General features: G+C 52.4%; 16 protein-coding genes. 8 read left to right on the top strand and 8 right to left on the bottom strand.

The window, feature by feature from the left end; all coding sequences use genetic code 11:
• Positions 1-37 precede the first annotated feature (37 nt).
• Positions 38-955, top strand: a complete 918-nt coding sequence (locus EGM51_03020) for a hypothetical protein (protein QBG46416.1) — start codon at positions 38-40, stop codon at positions 953-955.
• Here the strand turns inward: EGM51_03020 and EGM51_03015 are convergent.
• From EGM51_03015 to mqnC, 3 genes are all read right to left on the bottom strand, one after another.
• A complete protein-coding gene (locus EGM51_03015; protein QBG46415.1) occupies positions 948-2390 on the bottom strand; it encodes a hypothetical protein in 1443 nt (480 codons plus the stop codon). The two genes, EGM51_03020 and EGM51_03015, sit on opposite strands and share 8 nt — an antisense overlap.
• Positions 2391-2523: 133 nt before the next feature.
• Positions 2524-2889 carry a DUF2237 domain-containing protein gene (locus EGM51_03010; GenBank protein ID QBG46414.1) on the bottom strand — a complete coding sequence of 122 codons (366 nt, stop codon included), beginning with the start codon at positions 2887-2889 and terminating at the stop codon, positions 2524-2526.
• A gap of 6 nt (positions 2890-2895) precedes the next feature.
• The gene (gene mqnC, locus EGM51_03005; GenBank protein QBG46413.1) at positions 2896-5136 is read right to left on the bottom strand and encodes a dehypoxanthine futalosine cyclase; all 2241 of its coding nucleotides are present in this window, start codon (positions 5134-5136) and stop codon (positions 2896-2898) included.
• 355 nt (positions 5137-5491) lie between these two features.
• Between mqnC and EGM51_03000 the strand changes: the two genes are divergently transcribed.
• From EGM51_03000 to EGM51_02990, 3 genes are read left to right on the top strand one after another with little or no spacing between them, the layout of a single operon-like run.
• Positions 5492-6808, top strand: a complete 1317-nt coding sequence (locus EGM51_03000; GenBank protein ID QBG46412.1) for a dihydroorotase — start codon at positions 5492-5494, stop codon at positions 6806-6808.
• Entirely contained in the window at positions 6805-8583 is a 1779-nt protein-coding gene (locus EGM51_02995) for a TIGR01212 family radical SAM protein (protein ID QBG46411.1), read from the top strand. Before EGM51_03000 ends, EGM51_02995 begins: the two co-directional genes overlap by 4 nt.
• A gap of 26 nt (positions 8584-8609) precedes the next feature.
• Complete coding sequence (locus EGM51_02990) at positions 8610-9635, top strand: 3-deoxy-7-phosphoheptulonate synthase (GenBank protein QBG46410.1); 1026 nt, start codon at positions 8610-8612, stop codon at positions 9633-9635.
• Between the two features lie 52 nt (positions 9636-9687).
• Here EGM51_02990 and EGM51_02985 read toward each other — a convergent pair whose 3' ends face one another.
• From EGM51_02985 to aceE, 3 genes are read right to left on the bottom strand one after another with little or no spacing between them, the layout of a single operon-like run.
• Positions 9688-10299: a 3'-5' exonuclease gene (locus EGM51_02985; GenBank protein QBG46409.1), complete on the bottom strand. Its 612-nt coding sequence runs from the start codon at positions 10297-10299 to the stop codon at positions 9688-9690.
• Positions 10300-10319: 20 nt separating this feature from the next.
• Entirely contained in the window at positions 10320-11921 is a 1602-nt protein-coding gene (locus EGM51_02980) for a dihydrolipoyllysine-residue acetyltransferase (GenBank protein QBG46408.1), read from the bottom strand.
• A 5-nt stretch (positions 11922-11926) separates the two neighbouring features.
• Positions 11927-14581, bottom strand: coding sequence for a pyruvate dehydrogenase (acetyl-transferring), homodimeric type (gene aceE / locus EGM51_02975; protein QBG46407.1), 2655 nt, complete (start codon positions 14579-14581; stop codon positions 11927-11929).
• Between the two features lie 327 nt (positions 14582-14908).
• On the opposite strand from aceE, the gene EGM51_02970 reads away from it, so the two are divergent.
• The 4 genes from EGM51_02970 (at position 14909) to EGM51_02955 (ending at position 17662) form a co-directional block, all read left to right on the top strand.
• The gene (locus EGM51_02970; protein QBG46406.1) at positions 14909-15763 is read left to right on the top strand and encodes a deoxyribonuclease IV; all 855 of its coding nucleotides are present in this window, start codon (positions 14909-14911) and stop codon (positions 15761-15763) included.
• A 19-nt stretch (positions 15764-15782) separates the two neighbouring features.
• Entirely contained in the window at positions 15783-16163 is a 381-nt protein-coding gene (locus EGM51_02965; protein ID QBG46405.1) for a four helix bundle protein, read from the top strand.
• 55 nt (positions 16164-16218) lie between these two features.
• The gene (locus EGM51_02960; protein QBG46404.1) at positions 16219-16989 is read left to right on the top strand and encodes an RNA methyltransferase; all 771 of its coding nucleotides are present in this window, start codon (positions 16219-16221) and stop codon (positions 16987-16989) included.
• Positions 16990-17068: 79 nt separating this feature from the next.
• Complete coding sequence (locus EGM51_02955; protein QBG46403.1) at positions 17069-17662, top strand: 3'-5' exonuclease domain-containing protein 2; 594 nt, start codon at positions 17069-17071, stop codon at positions 17660-17662.
• Between the two features lie 42 nt (positions 17663-17704).
• Here EGM51_02955 and EGM51_02950 read toward each other — a convergent pair whose 3' ends face one another.
• Both EGM51_02950 and EGM51_02945 read right to left on the bottom strand, forming a co-directional pair.
• Positions 17705-18892, bottom strand: coding sequence for a type IX secretion system membrane protein PorP/SprF (locus tag EGM51_02950; protein ID QBG46402.1), 1188 nt, complete (start codon positions 18890-18892; stop codon positions 17705-17707).
• Positions 18871-19479, bottom strand: a complete 609-nt coding sequence (locus tag EGM51_02945; GenBank protein QBG46401.1) for a hypothetical protein — start codon at positions 19477-19479, stop codon at positions 18871-18873. The genes EGM51_02950 and EGM51_02945 overlap by 22 nt, the downstream gene beginning before the upstream one ends.
• Positions 19480-19822 lie beyond the last annotated feature (343 nt).

The raw sequence follows: 19822 nt of genomic DNA, 5'->3' as shown, positions 1-19822 counted from the left end.
CGGCATCGGACCGCGAACCGGTTTGTTCCGGGGTTCGATGCTGAATCTTTCCAACGGAGTTAATGCCATGATTCCCATCTGCCTGATCACCGGATTTCTCGGCACCGGAAAAACAACCCTGCTTAAGCGGATTGTCGAACAGAACAAAGAACGCCCATGGGTTTATCTGGTCAACGAATTCTCCGCTCTTGATGTGGACGGAGCTATTGTTTCAGCCGAAAATCCCGACGTGGTCTCTATTCCCGGAGGCAGTATATTCTGCAAATGTCTGGTTACCGAGTTCATCGGACAGCTGACGAATATCTATAAAAAGCATAGCGATGCCGAAGGCGTCGTTATTGAAGCCAGCGGCATGGCGGATCCCCGGGTCATTGCCGATATGCTCAAAGAAACCGGTCTTGATGCATATTTTGAGCTAAGCTCCATCATCAGCATTGTGGAACCGCGCAGTTTTCTCCGGCTGATCCATACACTGCCGAATATTATTCATCAGGTGGAGGCCGCCGACCTGATACTGCTCAACAAATGCGACCTTTTTGATGAAGAACAGCTGATCAAAACCGAAGCCGAGGTGCTCAATATCAACCCCGGGGTCCAGCTGTGCCGATGCGAACGCGCCGTAGCCGATTTTTCAATTTTCGGAACCGGAGGTTCGCACGCGGAACTGCATGGAGAATATGCCAAATGCCGCGATCCGCGTTATGCAGCGTTCGTTCTGGATCTACCCTCGGCAACTGATCCAGAACCATTCAAAACCTTGATTCTGGAAAACGAAGATGCGGTCTATCGTGTGAAAGGGTATCTCCGGTCTCCGGATGGCCCGGTCTACTTTGACTATTCCAAAGCGGAGTTTTCCATCCGTCCGGCCCAACCGCAGAAAACCTATGGCCTGGCCTGGATCTGCGAAGGCGCCGCTGCGGAAAAAATAGAAGAGCTTGCGCGAGCAATCAGTTAAAAACTGCCACGCTGTTCTCAATTCGCTCACCGGCGGTCATATAAACCCGGTTCCGCTCAATCCGGGTGATATCGAAGGTATAGGTGAAATCCTGAAATTCAATATACCACTGCTGTCCTTTGCGGACGATTTCTCCCGTTGTGCTAAGAATTACAACTTCGTCATCGAGCGAAACAAACCCACGAATTTTCAGCTGATTGGCGGCGGCAATCCAGGCATCGCAACTGTCGATGTCATCCGGAATCATCACCACCCCCATCGAAGTGGTTACCCGAATATACAGGTTTTCCTCCACCACGACTTCTGCTGGTTCATTATGTGTTTTATCAGCTTCCGGCTCGGCCTCCGAAAGGGCCAGCTCCCATTCCAGTTGAGGATCTTTTCCGAGCCGTTTCCAATGGCTGGAAGCCATCCCCTTTAACGACGAGGGACTCAACATCGCCCGGGCCAGAGAATCGGTAATCAGACGATCCATCGGAATATCAAATTCCGCCTGTACCAGCGCAGCAAGAACAGACCCGTAAAAACCGGCATCCCCCGATCTCAAACCATCATCCGTCCTGGCATGCCGAATGGTGGATGAAATCCCTTCGGTGTGAATACATTCAATATAGTCGAGCAACCGGCGTTGCTGATCATCCGTCAGCGGAAAACCATCCACATTTTCAATACTTTGCTGCAAGAGCTCAGGCACATGCTGCATCAGATCCGCCCCGCCCGGCTCCTGCTGAACTCCGGCAAAAAATGAAGCCATCAGTATGGTTTGCTGCGGATCGGCGGAGAGAATTGCCTTCAACAGATCACGCCGCACTGCAAATCCGGAGCGGGCCATCGCCACAGCCATCCGCTCCCTCAGAACCCGACTCGCAGCTGTTTTTTCCTGACGGGTCCGGAGCATGGCATTTAAATCTTCAACACTGACGTCAAGCAACTCGAATACATTGTGCTGAACCAGCAATGCTTCAGAAACCACCGTTTCCTGCTCCGGATCAAAATCAGCAACACTTCTGTTTCTGACCGTGATTTCCTTAAACAGCGAATCCAGTCCGATGTATTGTGAAAACGTGGGCGACTTTGGAAAAATAAGCGAATAAACAGTGGAAACCGAAGTTACACCAACCATACAGATGATCACCAGAATTCCGGAAGCAACAGCAGCCTCGCGGGGCTGCACTTCAAAAAAAGCCAGAATGAGCGCTACAGAAAGAGCCAGCAGCAGAACAAGCGTCAACGGCCACGGCGACCAGGAAAATTTTCCGAGAGAAGTATGGGCAATAAAAACCATCAGAATCACATATACGACTTTCATATATTTAATTCTGAACAGCCCGTCGGCCTGTTTGCGCAATACATAGTACAACACCAGAGCGGCTAAAACGTAGATCTCCAGATGTAGAAACGCATCAAAAAAAATGGCCGTTGAAAATGATATCATTGTGTATTAACCCGATTTCCCGTGCCGCCATACAAGCAACAAGTCGGCCAACTAACACAGGAGCTGGAAAAACACTACACCACTGCCGTCAGCATCCGGGCAGCCGATTGTCGGCCGGAATACGTAAACCGTATTAAACCGGTTTTACAGCAAACTTTTCGAGGATATCAAGCTCCAGAAACTCAAGCACCGAGGCATGAGTGGATTCCAGACGGATTTGCGGGGCATAACCGGCGTCATACGCCTGAATCCAGCGGGAAAGACAGAGGCACCAGAAATCCCCTTCACGGCATCCCTGAAACCCATATTCCGGCATCGGCGTTGACAGATCATTTCCAACCGATTTAGAAAAAGCCAGAAATTCATCGGTCATCTGAACACAGATGGTATGCATTCCCTGATCCTCCGCCCGGGTATCGCATTTTCCATTGCGGAAAAATCCCGTAAGCGGATCCACACTGCAGGGAATCAGCTCCCCGCCGAGCACATTCTTTGCCACCTCTTTTTACTCCACGTAGGCGACAGCCATTTCTGCTTCAGTCGGTTCTGCAGAGGCCTCGTCGTAGATTTTGATCATTTCATACTGCGTGGTTCGCTGCGCCGGAACATAGCCCGCCTCACGGATCAGGAACAGAACAAGATCCTCGTCGACCTTATAATCAACACCGGTGGCACTGACCACTTCTTCTGTCATCAGCACACCGCCGTAATCATCGGCTCCGTACTGAAGCGCCAGCTGCGAAACATCCGGGCCTTCCGTCACCCAGCCCGCCTGCAGATGCGGCACATTATCCAGAATAATCCGTGCCATCGCAATCAGGCGAAGGTAATCAACTCCGTTCTGAGGACGCGGACAATCAAGATCCGTATGATCCGCAGAAAAACTCCACGGAATAAAAGCCGTAAAACCACCGGTTTTATCCTGAAGGTCGCGAATTTTCATAAAATGCTCAATCCGCTGCTCCGTAGTCTCACCGAAACCGTACACCATCGTGGCCGTGGTTTTCAGACCAATCGAATGCGCATCCTCCATCAGATCCAGCCAGGCCTGGGAGCGCGTCTTTTTCGGACTGATACGTTTACGGATATCGTCGTTCAGAATTTCCGCCCCGCCACCCGGCAACGACTGCAGCCCGGCATCTTTCAGACGCTGCAGGCACTCTTTGATCGAAATATGCTCCATCGCCGCCATAAACTCAATTTCAGTCGGCGAAAGCGAGTGAATCCAGATATCGACATTGTCTCGGATGCCGCGCAGACATTGTTCATAATATTCCAGTTTAAGTTCCGGATGCAGACCGCCCTGAATCAGGATCTGAGTGGCACCCGCCTCGGCGGCCTCTTTCACCTGCTCCACAATCTGCTCCGGCGATTTCACATAGGCATCGGGTTTTTCCTGCTTGGTATAAAACGCACAGAATTTGCAATCCACCACACAGACATTGGTCGTGTTCAGATTTTTATCAAAAACATAAGTGGCAATATTGCCCGGCACCGCATCCTGCCGGCGTTTCGCCGCCACACGGCCCAGCTCCTGGAACGGTGCTTCATCATAAATAATTGCCGCTTCTTCCGCATTAATCCGCTCTCCCGCCTCGACACGGTCGAGAATCGGTTTCCAACGATTGGCAATCGCGGGGGCGGCTTCAACCGGTTTGTCGGCCCGATTCCCGGTATGTTTCATGGTGCCTTCATCGGCAATCAGTTCATCGTACACACTGTTGGTCAGAATCGGGGTATGGCCATGATTCAGCAGAAATTCCTCCATTTCTTTCGCGGTAAAGAATTTCTGACTCTGCGGCGCACCGCCTTCTTTGGCAATACGTTCTTCCAGACTCGTTCCTCCGATGTCGTCAACACCGCTGTGTGTCAATACACCAAGAAGTTTGCGGTCCATATAGTTTACCAGCATGCGGACATGCGGGAAGTTGTCGCAGTAAATCCGCGACAGCGCCGCCACGCGGACCTGCCGGTCGCCGCTGACGGTATGTTTAATACCCAGTGCTTTTCCATTGGCCTGGAACGGAAGCGGAATCACGGCCTGAAAACCGCCGGTTTTATCCTGAAGGTTCCGCAGTCTGGAAAGATGATCAATCAGATGTTCGTCTTTTTCAATATGACCGAACAACATGGTGGCATTGGTCGGAATCCCCAGCTCATGGGCGGTTTCATGCACCTCCAGCCAGTGCTGGGCCAGAATCTTGGTCGTGGCAATTTTCTTCCGTACATCCGGATGAAAGATTTCCGCCCCTCCACCGGAAATCGATCCGAAGCCGCAGGCTTTCAGCCGCTCAAGACATTCACGGACCGAAATTCCCGCATTTCCGGCAATCCAATGAATCTCAACCGCAGTCATGCCCTGCAGCAGCACGCCGGGCAGCATTTCCCGGGCGAGGGAGAAAAGGTCTTCATAATAGTTGATATCCAGCTCCGGAATCATCCCCCCGACAATATGCAGGTCTGTCAGATTCCAGTTCTGCGCACGTTCCAGATTTTTCCGTGCATCATCGAGCGTTGTGATATAGGCATCCTTCGCCCCTTCCGGACGCCAGAATGAACAGAGATTGCATTCAACCACACAGAGATTCGTCGGGTTGAGATTGTGGCTGTGCACATAGTAGGTTTTCGAACCGTGGCGTGCCCGGCGGATCTGATCCGCGCGGTACATCAGCTCCGCCGTCGACATATTCTTCAGCATGTCCAGCGCTTCTTCGTCACTTATACGGGGTTGAACGAAATTACTCATATAAATGGTGCCTCTCGGTTAACTGGGACTAATTTGGTATAGAATGCCGTTTTAGCCAATCCAAAAACGATTCCAATCTTTGGAACAAAGGGGGCATCATCCATTTTATCGCTTTTCAGTCAACACTTTGAACTCCACGAAACAAGGGCATTCATCAAAAGGCTGAAATGATACGCGAATTCTCCGGCCGGATGACTCCGATTAATTTTGACGGGACTTTATATTATCCACATCGGCACCGGCCGCCGGTCTGTTCTCATCGGAAAAACCGTAAAATCCGCAAATCGCACAAAATAGAACCGTTTTTGTTTATTTCGTGATTTAAAAACTTCAGCGCTTCCGTATCCTGCCCCGCATGCAAACGACACTTATTACCAACGCACGCATCGTTAATGAAGGCGAAATCTGCGAAGGCGACGTTCTCATCAAAAACGGTCGTATCGATAACATAGCCCCCGCTCTGCCAGCCGACGCCTGCCGGGTCATCGACGCTGCCGGAAAAGCTCTGCTTCCCGGTATGATCGACTGTCACGTCCACTTCCGCGAACCCGGGCTGGAAGCCAAAGCCGATATGCATTCCGAAAGCGGTGCAGCCGTCGCCGGAGGCGTCACCTCCATCATGGAAATGCCGAATACCAAACCGGCGGCCATCACCAATGCAATACTTGAAGATAAATTTGCAGTGGCCGCCACTAAATGCATCGCCAACTACTCCTTCCACCTCGGTGCCTCCAATACCAACATCGACGAACTGCTCGCCATGGACCCCCAAACCGTCTGTGGCGTCAAACTTTTCATGGGAGCCTCCACCGGGGGACTGCTCGTCGACCGCACCGAACAGCTTGAAAATATCTTCGGGAAAGTGGAAGTACCGATTTCCCTGCACTGCGAAGACACCAACACCATCCGTGAAAACGAAAAAACCGCACGTGAAAAATTCGGCGAAGAAATCCCGTTTACGGAACACTGGAAAATCCGCTCCGAAGAAGCCTGCTATGTCTCCACCAAACTCGCCTGTGAACTCGCCACCCAATACGGCTCGCAGATTCATGTACTCCACCTGACCACCGCAAAAGAACTCGAATTCTTCAAAGCCGGTGCCGCGGAAAATAAAAAAATCACCGGCGAAGCCTGCCCCCATATGCTCTGGTTCTCGTCCGACGACTACGCTGAAAAAGGGGCGTTTATCAAATGCAACCCGTCCATCAAAACACCAGCCGACCGCGCCGCCCTTCGTCAGGCGGTAAAAGACGGCGTGATTGATACCATCGGCACCGACCATGCGCCCCACCTTTATGAAGAGAAACTGAACCCCTACGGATCCGCCCCTTCCGGACTTCCGCTGATTCAAAGTGCCATAACCACAGCTGTGGAACTCTTCCCGCTTGAAATGGTGGCCGAAAAAACCGCACACAATCCGGCCCGGATTTTCCAATGTCTGGAACGCGGTTTTATCCGCGAAGGCTACTGGGCCGACCTCGTACTCATCGACACCGAAAAACCGTACACCGTCACCAAAGACAACATTAAATATAAATGCGGCTGGTCGCCCTTCGAAGGCGTCACCTTCAAATCCTCCATCGACACCACTTTCGTGAATGGTGAAGTCGCCTACGCCAACGGCGAAATCAACACCGCCGTCCGCGGTCAGCGCCTCCTGTTTGATCGATGAGCAAACCCTACCTTCAATACAAAGACTACATGAAAGAACGGTATGGCGATCCGCTGTTCCGCGTGCCGATCGACTTTAATTTCGGCTGCCCCAACCGCGAAGCCGACGGCTCCGGCGGCTGCACCTTCTGTAATGTGCGCGGCTCGGCGGCGGTACAGACCATCGGTGCGGGCACCGTCAAAGAACAGATGCACGAAGCCATTCGCTTTGCACGCGACCGCTATAATGCGAAGAAATACATGGCCTACATTCAGGCCTTTTCCGCCACCTTCGGCGAAAGTCAGCAGCCGCTCTATCTCGACCTGCTGGATTCCTTCGACTTCACCGCTGTGAGCATCGGAACCCGCCCCGACTGCCTCACACCGCAGGCCTATGACTTTCTCGTGGAATTAAACAAACACATCGAAGTCTGGGTCGAACTCGGCGTACAGACCGTTCACGACCGTACGCTCGACCGTATCAACCGCGGCCACAACTGGGCCTCCAGCGAAACCGCCATAAAAAATCTGCATGACCTCGGCATTAAAGTCGCCGTCCATACCATTCTCGGTCTGCCCGGCGAAACCGCCGAAGATTTCCGGAAGACGGCCGACACGCTCGCAGCACTTCCGATTGATGCCGTAAAAATTCATAATCTGCATATCGAAAAAGGAACGACTCTGGCGCTTGAACACGCCCTGACGCCCCTGCCCGTTCTGATGGAATATGATTTTGCTGAACACCTGATGGATTTTATCCGCCGTATGCCGCCGCATATCCCGATTATGCGACTGACCACCGACACACTGGACGACGAACTCATCACCCCCAGATGGCACATGGCCAAAGGTCAGTTCCGTGACTACGTTGTTCAACAGATGACCTGCCGCGAATGGAAACAGGGCGATCTCTTCCTCGGAAACAAAGCCGACAGATGCGCAACGAAGCCGAAAGCTCCGACATCTTTAAAGTCCGTCGAAACCAAAGACGGCTCCATCACGTTCTGGAACGATGACTATAAAGAGCATTACCACACCCCCGAAGGCGCACGGCTCGAGGCGGAAGAAAAATATCTCGTACCCGGAAAACTGGAAACGCGCCTGAAAAACGAAGAAGTCCGGCTTCTGGATATCTGTTTCGGACTCGGCTACAACAGCCTTACAGCCCTTGAACGGGCATCGCACCTGGACAGAACACTGAACATCACCGCGCTCGAAATGGACCGCCGCGTCGTCGGTGCTGCCGCCGAAAATATCCAGACTTCAGAAACCGATTCCTGTGACTGGAAAAAAATTCTGACCGATCTCCATCGCAACCAATCCGCAATCATTAACCGGAAATCGGAAATTAAGATCCTTTGGGGTGATGCGCGATATACCATCACTAAACTTCCGGATACAACATACGATCTGGTATTCCTCGACGCGTTTTCCACACAGCGCAATGCCGAACTCTGGACCGTCGACTTTTTCCGCAAACTGAAACGGGTCATGAAACCGGACGCTGCGCTTTTAACCTACTGCGCGGCAATCCCCGTCCGCTCCGGACTGCTGGAAGCCGGCTTTTTTGTCGGCGAAACCGATCCGGTAGGTCGCGCACGTGGAGGAACCATCGCCGCTCTGCGCGAAACCGATATTGAAATTCCCCTGCCGGATCATGAAATCCGAATGATCCGCGAAACCTCACGCGGGCTGCCCTACCGTGATCCGCACGGCGTCTGGACCAACAAGGAAATACTGAGAAACCGTCAGGAAAACATCATAAAATGCAAACAAGAAGGGACTTTCAATCCCTGAACCTTTGTGTTTAATTCCGCCTCCTTATGAAAAACGAAATTTATCTCACCGAAAACCTGCGCGTAACCGAACTGAAAAAACTCATTGCGCCGGCAAAACTGAAAGAGGAGCTCCCCCTCGGAGACCGACTCACTGAAAAAGTGCTGTCCGACCGCCAGACGGTTCGTGACATTATTCACTGCAAAGACAACCGTCTGCTGATCGTTATCGGCCCCTGCTCGATCCACGATCCTGAAGCCGCACTCGATTATGCCAAACGCCTGGCTGCAGTAGCGGAAAAAGTGAAAGACCGCTATTTTATTGTCATGCGCGTCTATTTCGAGAAACCGCGCACCACCATCGGATGGAAGGGGTTCATCAACGATCCCCACCTCGACGGCAGCAACGATATGGAATACGGCCTGCGCACCGCGCGGCGGCTGCTGCTCGATATTGCCGATCTCGGTCTGCCGATTGCAACCGAATTTCTTGATCCGATTGTTCCACAGTATACGGCTGATCTGGTCAGCTGGTCGGCCATCGGCGCACGTACGACGGAATCCCAGACGCACCGCGAAATGTCGAGTGGACTCTCCATGCCCGTCGGCTTCAAAAATGCCACCGACGGCAACATCGAAATTGCCATAAATGCCATTGAGTCCGCCAGCAATCCGCACAGTTTTCTCGGTATCGACCAGGACGGGCACACTGCCGTGGTCACTACCTCCGGCAATCCGAATACGCATCTCGTGCTGCGGGGAGGTAAAGGCCCGAACTTCCAATACCCGGAAGTCACCTATGCCGCCTGCAAACTCGAAGACGCCGGGCTTTTACCGTCCCTGATGGTCGACTGCTCCCACGCCAATGCCAACAAGGTGGCCCGCAATCAGATCAAGGTCTGGGAAAGTATTAAACAACAGCGCACCCGGGAAAACTGCCCGATCACCGGCGTCATGGTGGAAAGTTTCATCAAAGAAGGTAACCAGAAGATTAATGGCGATCTTGAATACGGCCTCTCCATCACCGACCAGTGCATTGACTGGGAAACTACCGAAAAAATGCTGCTGGGCTGAATGCAGACTCCCCCTGTCGTATTTTGAATATGCGGCGGGGCGGTTATGAACCCTATAAAGCGGCCAGCTCCCCGACGGTCAGATTGCTCCACCCCGGCTGTTCCAGAAGGTATTCGAGGAGCCTGGCGGAAGCGACCGCATCATATAGCGCATCATGTGCCTCTTTTCCCGTACAAAGCACATCAACCTTCTGTTTCAGACCGAGCAGAACAATCAGATCTTCCAGCGCGTAGGACGTACAGCCCGGCCACGCTTTGCGGGCAATCCGGAGCGTATCAATCCAGATTCCGAACGGATGCATCGGAGCCATCAGCCGTGTAAATTTTTTCTCGGTTCCGATGTTATGTGCACAAAGCGGAAAATCGGTGAGCCTTTTTTTGACCGACGGCCAGAGTTCCTGCGGCGTCGGAGCTTCAGCCAGCTCACCGCGCAGCTGCGCATGGCGCCCCGGTGCATGGGGATTAAACGGCCGCTCCGGATCAATCTTCAGCCAGCTCTCAAACATGGAATCCGGATCAACTTTTCCATTCTTCAGCGTCACCATACCGATCTGCCACGGTTCCGTCGGAAAGCCACGAACCGAGCCGGTGGTTTCGTAGTCCAGCACTGTGATGCAGGCATTAAAAATGGCCATGGTTGAATCCATGGCCATTATCATCCACATCAGGGCGGCTAATGCAATACTTAGCCTTCCAGAGCAAGCAGCAGCGGTTCTTCAAGTGCATCCACAATCCAGCGGATAAAGCGCGCACCGTCTGCACCATCGATGATGCGATGGTCATAGGACAGCGACAGCGGCATCATCATCCGGCCGTCCTGCCTGACGGCCCGGCCGACACCGAGAATCGCCACTTCCGGCGAATTCACAATCGGCGTAAAGAAGGTTCCGCCGATTCCGCCAAGATTGGTGATCGTAAAGGTTCCGCCCTGCAGATCCTCCAGCGCAATCTGACCTTCACGGGCTTTTTTAGCAATCGCCCCCAGATCACCGGCCAGTTCGATCATATTTTTCTGATCGGCATCACGAATGACCGGAACCATCAGTCCCTTATCCGTATCAACAGCAATCCCGATATTGTAGAAATCCTTGTAGATAATTTCTGCATTATCCGCATCGATGCTGCAGTTGAAATTCGGGAATGCTTTCAGCGCAGATGCCACCACTTTCACGAGAATGGCTGTAACAGTCAGCTTGGCTCCGTGTGCCTCCGCCTTCTTTGCAAACTTTTTGCGCAATTCATCGAGATGCGTGATGTCCGCCCAGTCCTGCTGAGTAACGTGAGGAATTGTAGCCCAGCAATGCGCCATGTGGTTCATGGTCGCCTTACGGATGCCCGACATTTTTTCCACACGGGTAGCCCCCTGAACGCTTGAGCGGCGTCCACCACCCCCGCTTTCAATGGTGCCTTTCGCGTGGTTCTTCACATCTTCCATACTGATACGACCGCCCTCGCGTGACGGCTTGACCATATGGATATCCACACCCAGTTCGCGCGCCAGACGGCGAACATTCGGGGCCGCGGAAACCGCATTGACCGGACGCTGATGTTTAACCGGCTCCGGTTTTTTCGGTTCCGGCGGACGTACCACAACCGGCTGTTCCGGCTCGCGGGATTTCGGTTTCGGGGCCGGCGCTGCCGGAGCGGCCTGAGAGGGTTTCGCCTCCTGGGCCGGAGCAGCTTTCGGTGCTGCTCCGCTCGATTCAATGGTGAAGGCAAGCGTGCCGACGCTTACGGTGTCGCCCTGAGCCACATGCACGGCTTTAATCACCCCGGCAACCGGAGCAGGGATTTCCATACTGGCTTTGCCCGCTTCAATTTCCAGCAGCGACTGCCCCTCCGTCACGCGGTCGCCTTCGGCCACAAGCACATTGATAATGTCGCCCGACTCAATATTTTCTCCCAGATCCGGGAGTTTAAATTCAACGGTATCTCCGCCGCCGGACGGAGCAGATTCCGCTTCGTTCTCCGCCGGACCGTCTTCTGCCGGAGCTTCTTCCGCTTCCGGTTCTTCGGCCGAAGCTTCTTCAGCGGCCGGTGACACAGCACCTCCGTCATCAATCGTGAACGCAAGCTGGCCTACCTCAACGGTATCGCCCGCGGCAACATGAATAGCTGAAATGGTACCGGCGGCCGGTGCTGGTATTTCCATACTGGCTTTGCCCGCTTCAATTTCAACCAGCGACTGACCTTCGGTTACCGTTTCGCCGACTTCGACGAGCACGTTAACCACGTCTCCGGATTCAATATTTTCTCCAAGCTCTGGAAGTTTAAATTCAAGTGCCATGATTCTTATTCTCCTAGCGGATTCGGTTTATCGAGATCAATGCCCAGATCCCTGCGGGCTTTATCGAGTTTCTTCTTATCAAATTCGCCTCGGGCTTCCAGCTCGGAAAGTACGGCAAAGGTGATGGCATTCGCATCCACTTCAAAATGCTTCCGCAATGCTTCACGTCCATCGGAACGGCCGTAACCATCGGTACCCAGCGAAACAATGCCTCCCGGAACCGCCTTGTTCAACGCATTCGGCAGCAATTTCATATAGTCCGAAGCGGCCACAACCGGACCGTTTTCATTTTCCAGACATTGCGTGATGTAGGCCTTCGCGTCTCTGTTTCCGTTACGCACCTGTTCACGTTCAACGTCGAGCGCATCGTTAATCAGATTTTTATAACTGGTAACCGACCAGACGTTGGTTTCGATTTTATATTTTTTCTTCAGCTGTTCCGCAGCTTTGATCGCTTCCGGCAGAATGGCTCCGGAACCGAGAATCTGCGCCTGAGCTTTTTCCGAAGACTGGAACTTATACATCCCTTTAAGAATGCCCTCATCGCTGCCCTCCGGCTTGGCCGGCTGCGAATAGTTATCATTCATCAGGGTGATGTAATAGTAGACCTGTTCGTTATCCACATACATACGACGGATACCGTCCTTGATGATCAGTGCCAGCTCGTAGGCAAATGCAGGGTCGTAGGCCACCACGTTCGGATAAGTCAGCGCGAGAGCATGACTGTGCCCATCCTGGTGCTGCAGTCCTTCACCCGCCAGTGTGGTACGACCCGCCGTTGCAGCCATCAGGAAGCCTTTGCAACGGGAATCACCGGCCAGCCAGGCGGAATCGCCGATACGCTGGAAACCGAACATCGAATAGTAGGTGTAGAACGGAATCGTGTTGATACCGTGATTGGCATAGGCCGTACCCGCGGCAATAAACGAGGAAAACGCACCGGCTTCGGTAATCCCCTCTTCAAGGATCTGACCGTCTTTGGCTTCCTTGTAATACAGCAGGTTATCGGCATCCACCGGCTCGTACAGCTGGCCGGAATGGGCATAAATACCGACCTGGCGGAAGAGTGCATCCATACCGAATGTACGGGCTTCGTCCGGAATGATCGGCACCACCAGTTTTCCGATATTTTTATCGGACAACAGTTTCGAAAGTACACGGACGAACACCATGGTGGTCGAAACGGCACGATCGGATCCGGCATCGAATTCCTGGAAAATTTTATCGGCCGGCATCTCAACCGGAGTGTATTCGGTCAGACGGGTCGGAACATGTCCCCCGAGTGCTGCACGGCGCTGGCGCAGATATTCCATTTCCGGACTGTCATCGGCCGGACGGTAGAACGGCACATCCTTAATTTCCTCATCGGAAATCGGCAGACCGAAACGGGTGCGGAATTCACGCAGCGCATCCTCGCCGAGTTTTTTCTGCGAATGCGTGATGTTCTGTCCCTCACCGGCGGCACCCATGCCGTATCCCTTAACGGTTTTGGCAAGAATCACGGTCGGGCGTCCTTTGGTTTCAACCGCCTTTTTGTAGGCCGCATAAACTTTGACCGGATCGTGACCGCCGCGGCGCATGCGTTTGATTTCGGAATCCGACAGATGCTCTGCGAGTGCTGCGGTTTCCGGATATTTTCCAAAGAAATGTTCGCGGACATACGCGGCATCTTCAACAGTGTATTTCTGATACTGTCCGTCTACGACCTCGCCCATACGTTTCACGAGCATGCCGCTTTCATCTTTTTCCAGCAGCGGATCCCAGCTGTCGCCCCAGATCACTTTAATCACGTTCCAGCCGGCACCGCGGAATGTGGCTTCCAGCTCCTGGATAATCTTGCTGTTTCCTGAAACCGGACCGTCAAGACGCTGCAGGTTGCAGTTGACGACAAAGGTCAGGTTGTCAAGCTTTTCGCGGGCCGCCAGTTTCAATGCTCCCAGCGATTCCGGCTCATCGGTTTCGCCGTCGCCCAGAAAAGCCCAGACCCGCTGATCGGTGGGCTCACGCAAACCGCGGTCTTCGAGATATTTAATATACCGCGCATGATAGATCGCGGTGATGGGCCCCAGCCCCATGGATACGGTCGGGAACTGCCAGAAATCGGGCATCAGCCACGGATGCGGATAAGAGGAAAGGCCCGGCTTGTCGTGAAGTTCATGCCGGAAGTTTTTCAGATGGTCATCATTCAGACGGCCTTCAAGATAGGCGCGCGCATAAACGCCTGGCGAGGAGTGGCCCTGAAAATAAACCATATCGCCCGGGAACGATTCGGTACGCCCGCGGAAAAAATGGTTGAAACCGACCTCGTACAAGGTGGCAATGGACTGGTAACTCGAAATGTGCCCGCCGATTCCGTCTTCCTCGCGGTTGGCCCGTACCACCATGGCCATAGCGTTCCAGCGGATCAGCGACTTTATACGACGCTCCATTTCACGGTCGCCCGGATAAGCCGGCTGTTCATCCCTCGGAATAGTATTAATATAAGGAGTGTTGGCGGAAAACGGGAGGCGCACACCGATACGGTGAGCCTCTACCTGCAGGTCGTAGAGAATGTCCTTCACACGGTCTGCGCCCTCGTTCTCGAGCATCTCGTGAAGCGCATCAAGCCAGTCCTGTTTATCGTAATCGACATTCTCAATATTCGAATTACTTGTATCCATAGTTTTCAGTTCCTCGTTAAATAATCGCCAAAATGTAAATATGACCGAACCAGTACACAATTAAAAAAACTCAAAAAACGCCATAAGCATCATCACGTTTTCGGCATTTAGGACAATTTTCCGTATTTTCCACCCCCCGCATGCACTTCATTTTCGCCATTTTGTTAGAATTTTACGAAAATCGAGGAAGACCTCAACCGGTCAAAAGCCCTACTTTTCACAAAACCCGAAAATTCCGACCAATAAAAGGATCCATCCCGATGGGGGCTTTTCTCACCTTCCCGAATATGGTTTGATCTTTGCTCTTTTTAACGGAAAGCAGGAAGCATGAAATATGTCGGAGCCCATGTAAGCGCCAGCGGCGGTGTTGAAAATGCGGTCCTGAATGCGGTCGAAATCGGGGCCAATGCCTTTGCGCTATTCACCAAAAACCAGCGTCAATGGGTTGCCAAACCGCTCTCAGAAGAAAGTATTTCGGCCTTCAGGGCCAACTGCGCCGAACACGGATTCGGACCGCACCAGATTCTGCCGCACGACTCCTACCTTATCAACCTCGGCCATCCCGACGCCGAAAACCTCGCCAAATCGCGCACCGCTTTCATCGACGAAATGCGCCGTTGCGAACAGCTCGGCCTAGACCGGCTTAACTTTCATCCCGGCAGCCACCTTAAAAAAGTTTCCGAACCGGAATGTCTGAGCACCATCGCGGAATCCATTAATCTGGCCCTTGATCAAACTGAAGGTGTTACCGCGGTTCTTGAAAATACCGCCGGTCAGGGCAGCAACCTCGGTTATACCTTTGAGCACCTGGCTGAAATTATTGATCAGGTAAAGGATCAGTCGCGCGTCGGCGTCTGCATCGATACCTGCCATAGTTTTGTAGCCGGCTACGATCTCCGGACCCCGGAAAACTGCGACACGTTTTTTTCAGCATTTGACGCCCTCATCGGTTTCGACTATCTGAAAGGCATGCACCTCAATGGCTCCAAAAAAGAGCTCGGCAGCCGCGTTGACCGTCACCACAGCCTCGAGCAGGGATTCCTGGGACTGGACGTTTTTAAGTATATCATGGCCGATCCCCGCTTCGATGGAATCCCTTTGATCCTCGAAACCATTCATGAAGAAATCTGGGCAGAGGAGATAAAACTGCTCCGCAGTTTTATCGACGGGGAGAATGGGTGAATCGCAGAGAGGGTGTACCATGGGAGAACGAATCAGTAACCATAGAGACTTGAAGGTTTACCAGAATGCTTTTCATGCTTCGATGGAGATCTTTGAGCTCACCAAATCGTTTCCTGCAGAGGAGAAGTACTCACTGACCGATCAGGTCAGGCGTTCGTCTCGTTCTGTATGCGCAAACCTTTCCGCAGCGTGGAGAAAGCGAAGATATAAAGCCGCATTCATTGAAAAACGGTCTGATTGTGAAGCCGAGGCCTGCGAGACTCAGGTTCGGCCGGAATTTTCCCTGAAGTGCAGCTACATCGATAAAGAAACGTTCCAAACATTGGATAAAGAATGTGATCATATCATCGGACAGCTTGTTCGAATGATCGATGGGGCAGATGACTGGATCATTAAATAATCCCCCACTCGCCCCTTCCCCCTTTCACCCACTCATGATTGAATAACCCATTATTATGAACAAAGAAACAAACTCCAATCCACTCGACAACATTAGAGTTGTCCTCGTAAATCCGATACACGGAGGAAATATCGGTGCGGTTTGCCGTGCAATTAACAACAATGGCATTACCGATCTGGCGGTCGTGGATGCCAGACCCGAAACCGACTGGAACGAAGCCCGCAAACTGGCCTGCAATGCGCGCGAACAGTTCGAGTCCATCCGGAAGTTTGATACCCTGCGCGAAGCCGTCGCCGACTGCACGGTCGTTGCCGGCACATCGGCCCGAACCGGATTTTATCGCGACACGGCGTATCTTGCCCGCGATTTTGCGCCCATCGCACTGGAAAGTGCAAAGGACCATAAAATCGCGCTGGTTTTCGGGCGCGAAGATAAAGGACTCTTCAATGAAGAGCTCGCTCTCTGTACCCATATTATCCAGATTCCGACCGACGAACTCTACCGGTCGCTGAACCTCTCGCATGCCGTCTATATCTGCTGCTACGAAATCTACACCGCGCTGGGCATTTTCCGGCCTTCGGAAGAATCTGCAGAAGAAGCCAGTTCCGACCTGCGCGAACGTATGTTTGATATCTGGCGTGAAATGATGATTGAAACCGAATTTGTACACGACCAGAAACTCGACCATATGATGATGGGACTGCGCCGCATCTTCAACCGGGGCAAACTGACCGTTCCCGACTGTAAAATCCTGATGGGCCTGGCAAAACAGTCCCTGTGGGTCGCCGACCAATGGCGCAAGGAACAGGACCATAAAAACCGATGATTTTCACTTATTTTGACTAATCAGTTTCCCTGTTCCCTGAAATTAGTGTTGATTAGTACAAAGTAGTGGTTAGGAACACATGAACGATTTTCCAGATAAAAAACATATGACCAAAGCCGCCATCAATGAACTGCCCATGCGTTCATATGACGGACCGATCCATTTGCTGAACACCGAAACCGAGGCCGATGAAGCCGCAGGGAAACTCCTAAACGAAACCCTGCTCGGGTTCGACACGGAAACCCGGCCGGCCTTCCGTAAAGGGGAAAGCTATGATCCCTCCCTGCTCCAGCTGGCGACCGAAAACGAGGTATACCTCTTCCAGATTCAGCAGTGCGGCCTCACCCCGAATCTCATCCGCGTACTGTCGTCACCGAATATTGTCAAAGCCGGTGTCGCCATCGAACGCGATGTTTCGGAGCTTCAGGCCCTGCAGCCGTTTTCCCCCGCCGGATTCGTGGAACTGGCCACCCCCGCCAAACAGGCCGGCATAAAAAACCTCGGTCTGCGCGGACTCACCGCTATTCTGTTTAATTTCCGCATTTCGAAAAAAGAGCAGGTTTCCAACTGGGCCCGCAATGAACTGACCGAATCCCAGCAGACGTATGCCGCCACCGACGCTTGGCTCGGACGGAAAATCTATCAGGCTTTCGAGAAGCAGGGGCTGGTTTAAGCAAGGCGCACCCGGGCGAAGAAACTCCGCCCCTCCTGCATGTTAAAATTCCATTGAGACGGCTGCATAGAGCCGCGCTTCCTCAGGAATTTCAGTTCCTTCATATTCCGCGTTCGCGCCAATGGAATACGCGCCGCCGACATCAAACCGCATGGCCCACAGATTAAGACCAATCCCCCCTGTGGCAATCCAATCCTGCCAATCCGCCGCCAGATTGTTGTAGGCCCCCAGACGGAATGCCAGCAGCCAGATATCCAGCTCGGTACCGAAGGAGAGCCGCTGAATATCATAATTATCCATCAGCGTTCCGGTTTCGAGCAGATCATAATTCATCTCAATCATAAACCGCCTGGAAGGCACAAACGCCGCGCCCAGTGTGATTTGCGGATCGATGGTATAATCCGGAACACGTATATTAATCGGACTGCCTACCGGATCTCCTTCGTCATCCGTCAGCTGGATTTCATCAGTAAAACCTTTGAATTTCGGCGCATTGATGTTGTGCGCGACCACACCGAACTGCAGCATCTTCATGCGATACAGCACGCCTAAATCCAAGCCGAAATTGAATGAGGCCTCTGTATTCTCCTCCATATTATCCAGCGAATCTTCAAAAGCATCCCCATTAGCAAAACGAATTTTGGTTCCCGTAACAGTGCCGTACATCGCCTTGGCTGTGATCCCGAAAGAAAGATGATCGTTAAAGGCATGGCCGTAGCTGAACGGAACCTCAAGCAACCCGAATCCCCGGGCAGTCACCGTACTCTGATTGTTTTCAAAACTGTCGCTGCCGGGATCATTGGGATTTTCTCCGAATTTAATCAGATTTACCATTTCCACAGCATCATCAATCAGTTTCTCCGAAAGATAGCCGTCATTTTTAAGCTGAGTCAGCTTATAATCAAGATATGCCTCCTGGTCGCCTGAAATACCGCTCGCCGCCAGATCCCCCGGGTTGATGGATTCATAGGTATAACCCAAAGCGGAAAACCCGTCCTCCAGTGCGGCATCATCAAGGGCGGTATTAAAGTCCGCAAGGGACTGCTCCACACCGAACCGCTGTGTATCCATATAATCAATAAAGCCGGCCGCTTCCGCAAAGCCCCGCACACCCACGCCGAAATTACCGAACCGGAAACTCATCCCCGCCGTTGCATCCACATAAAAGGCATTGTCGGGATTAGAACCAAGGCCAAAGAGTACGCCGCTCAACTGAAGCAGTGTATCCACCTGTTCCGGCAGCTCTGACGAAAGACCGTCCAGCCCCCGCCGTCAAACAAATCAAAATCAATCTCCGCCAGCGCCGTGACATATTCCGGCATATCCTCCGTCATCGTGTAGCCGGCACCGATTCCCAGCATGTTCCATCCCCAGTCGTTCTCTTCAAGCTCCATATTGTCAGCCCGCGCACGATCCGGAACCACCATGGCTTCCACAACCTCGTTGGTATAGGTATAATAGGAATTGGTTACATTCACTGTCATCAACGAATAATCCACAGGGGTATCGATCGCAGTCACGCTGTTTGTTCCGGAGCCGGATGCTGCGGACGGAACCTGATTGGAAACCGTGACCTGCTCGACCTCTACCACAAGATTGGAAATCACATTGGTCTGCAACCCCGGCACTTCATCTGCATCGCGGTTAAAGAAACCGAACGCAGCAGGATTATGCCACTGCGCCGAGGTATCATTCACTGATGCCGCATTCGCGCCCCCCATGCCCTGCGCCCGGTGCCCGACAAATGAATACCGTTCCGCAACCGTTCCCATCACCAATGCAAAAACACAGCAGCCAACAACCATCTTTTTCATCATATGCTCCTTCTCCTTCAATCAACACGCGGTTTCGTGCCTCCCAATACTCAACAAAGCTAAATCACAAATACGAATACGAAAACAGTCATTATGGAACTCCAGTTCCGAGCGAGAACAGATCATATGCCACACCCGGCCACCAGCCGCCAAAATAAATACAATTTTGAACGCAAAATATACCGATACAACATATATGTACACAAACCCCGTCCCTCTAAAAAACTATAATATCGTTATCCTATTGTTTCCGTGACCTTTACACAATTAAAAATTTAATGGCACGGCTAATGCATACAGGGCGGGCAATATTTGACTAAAGTGGTCATATTTGAAAACGATGATG

This window comes from Verrucomicrobia bacterium S94, from assembly GCA_004299845.1.
In the GTDB taxonomy this organism is placed as follows: Bacteria; Verrucomicrobiota; Kiritimatiellia; order Kiritimatiellales; family Pontiellaceae; genus Pontiella.
Note: the sequence above shows the minus strand (reverse complement) of the source record. Positions and strands in the feature narration are given on the sequence as shown.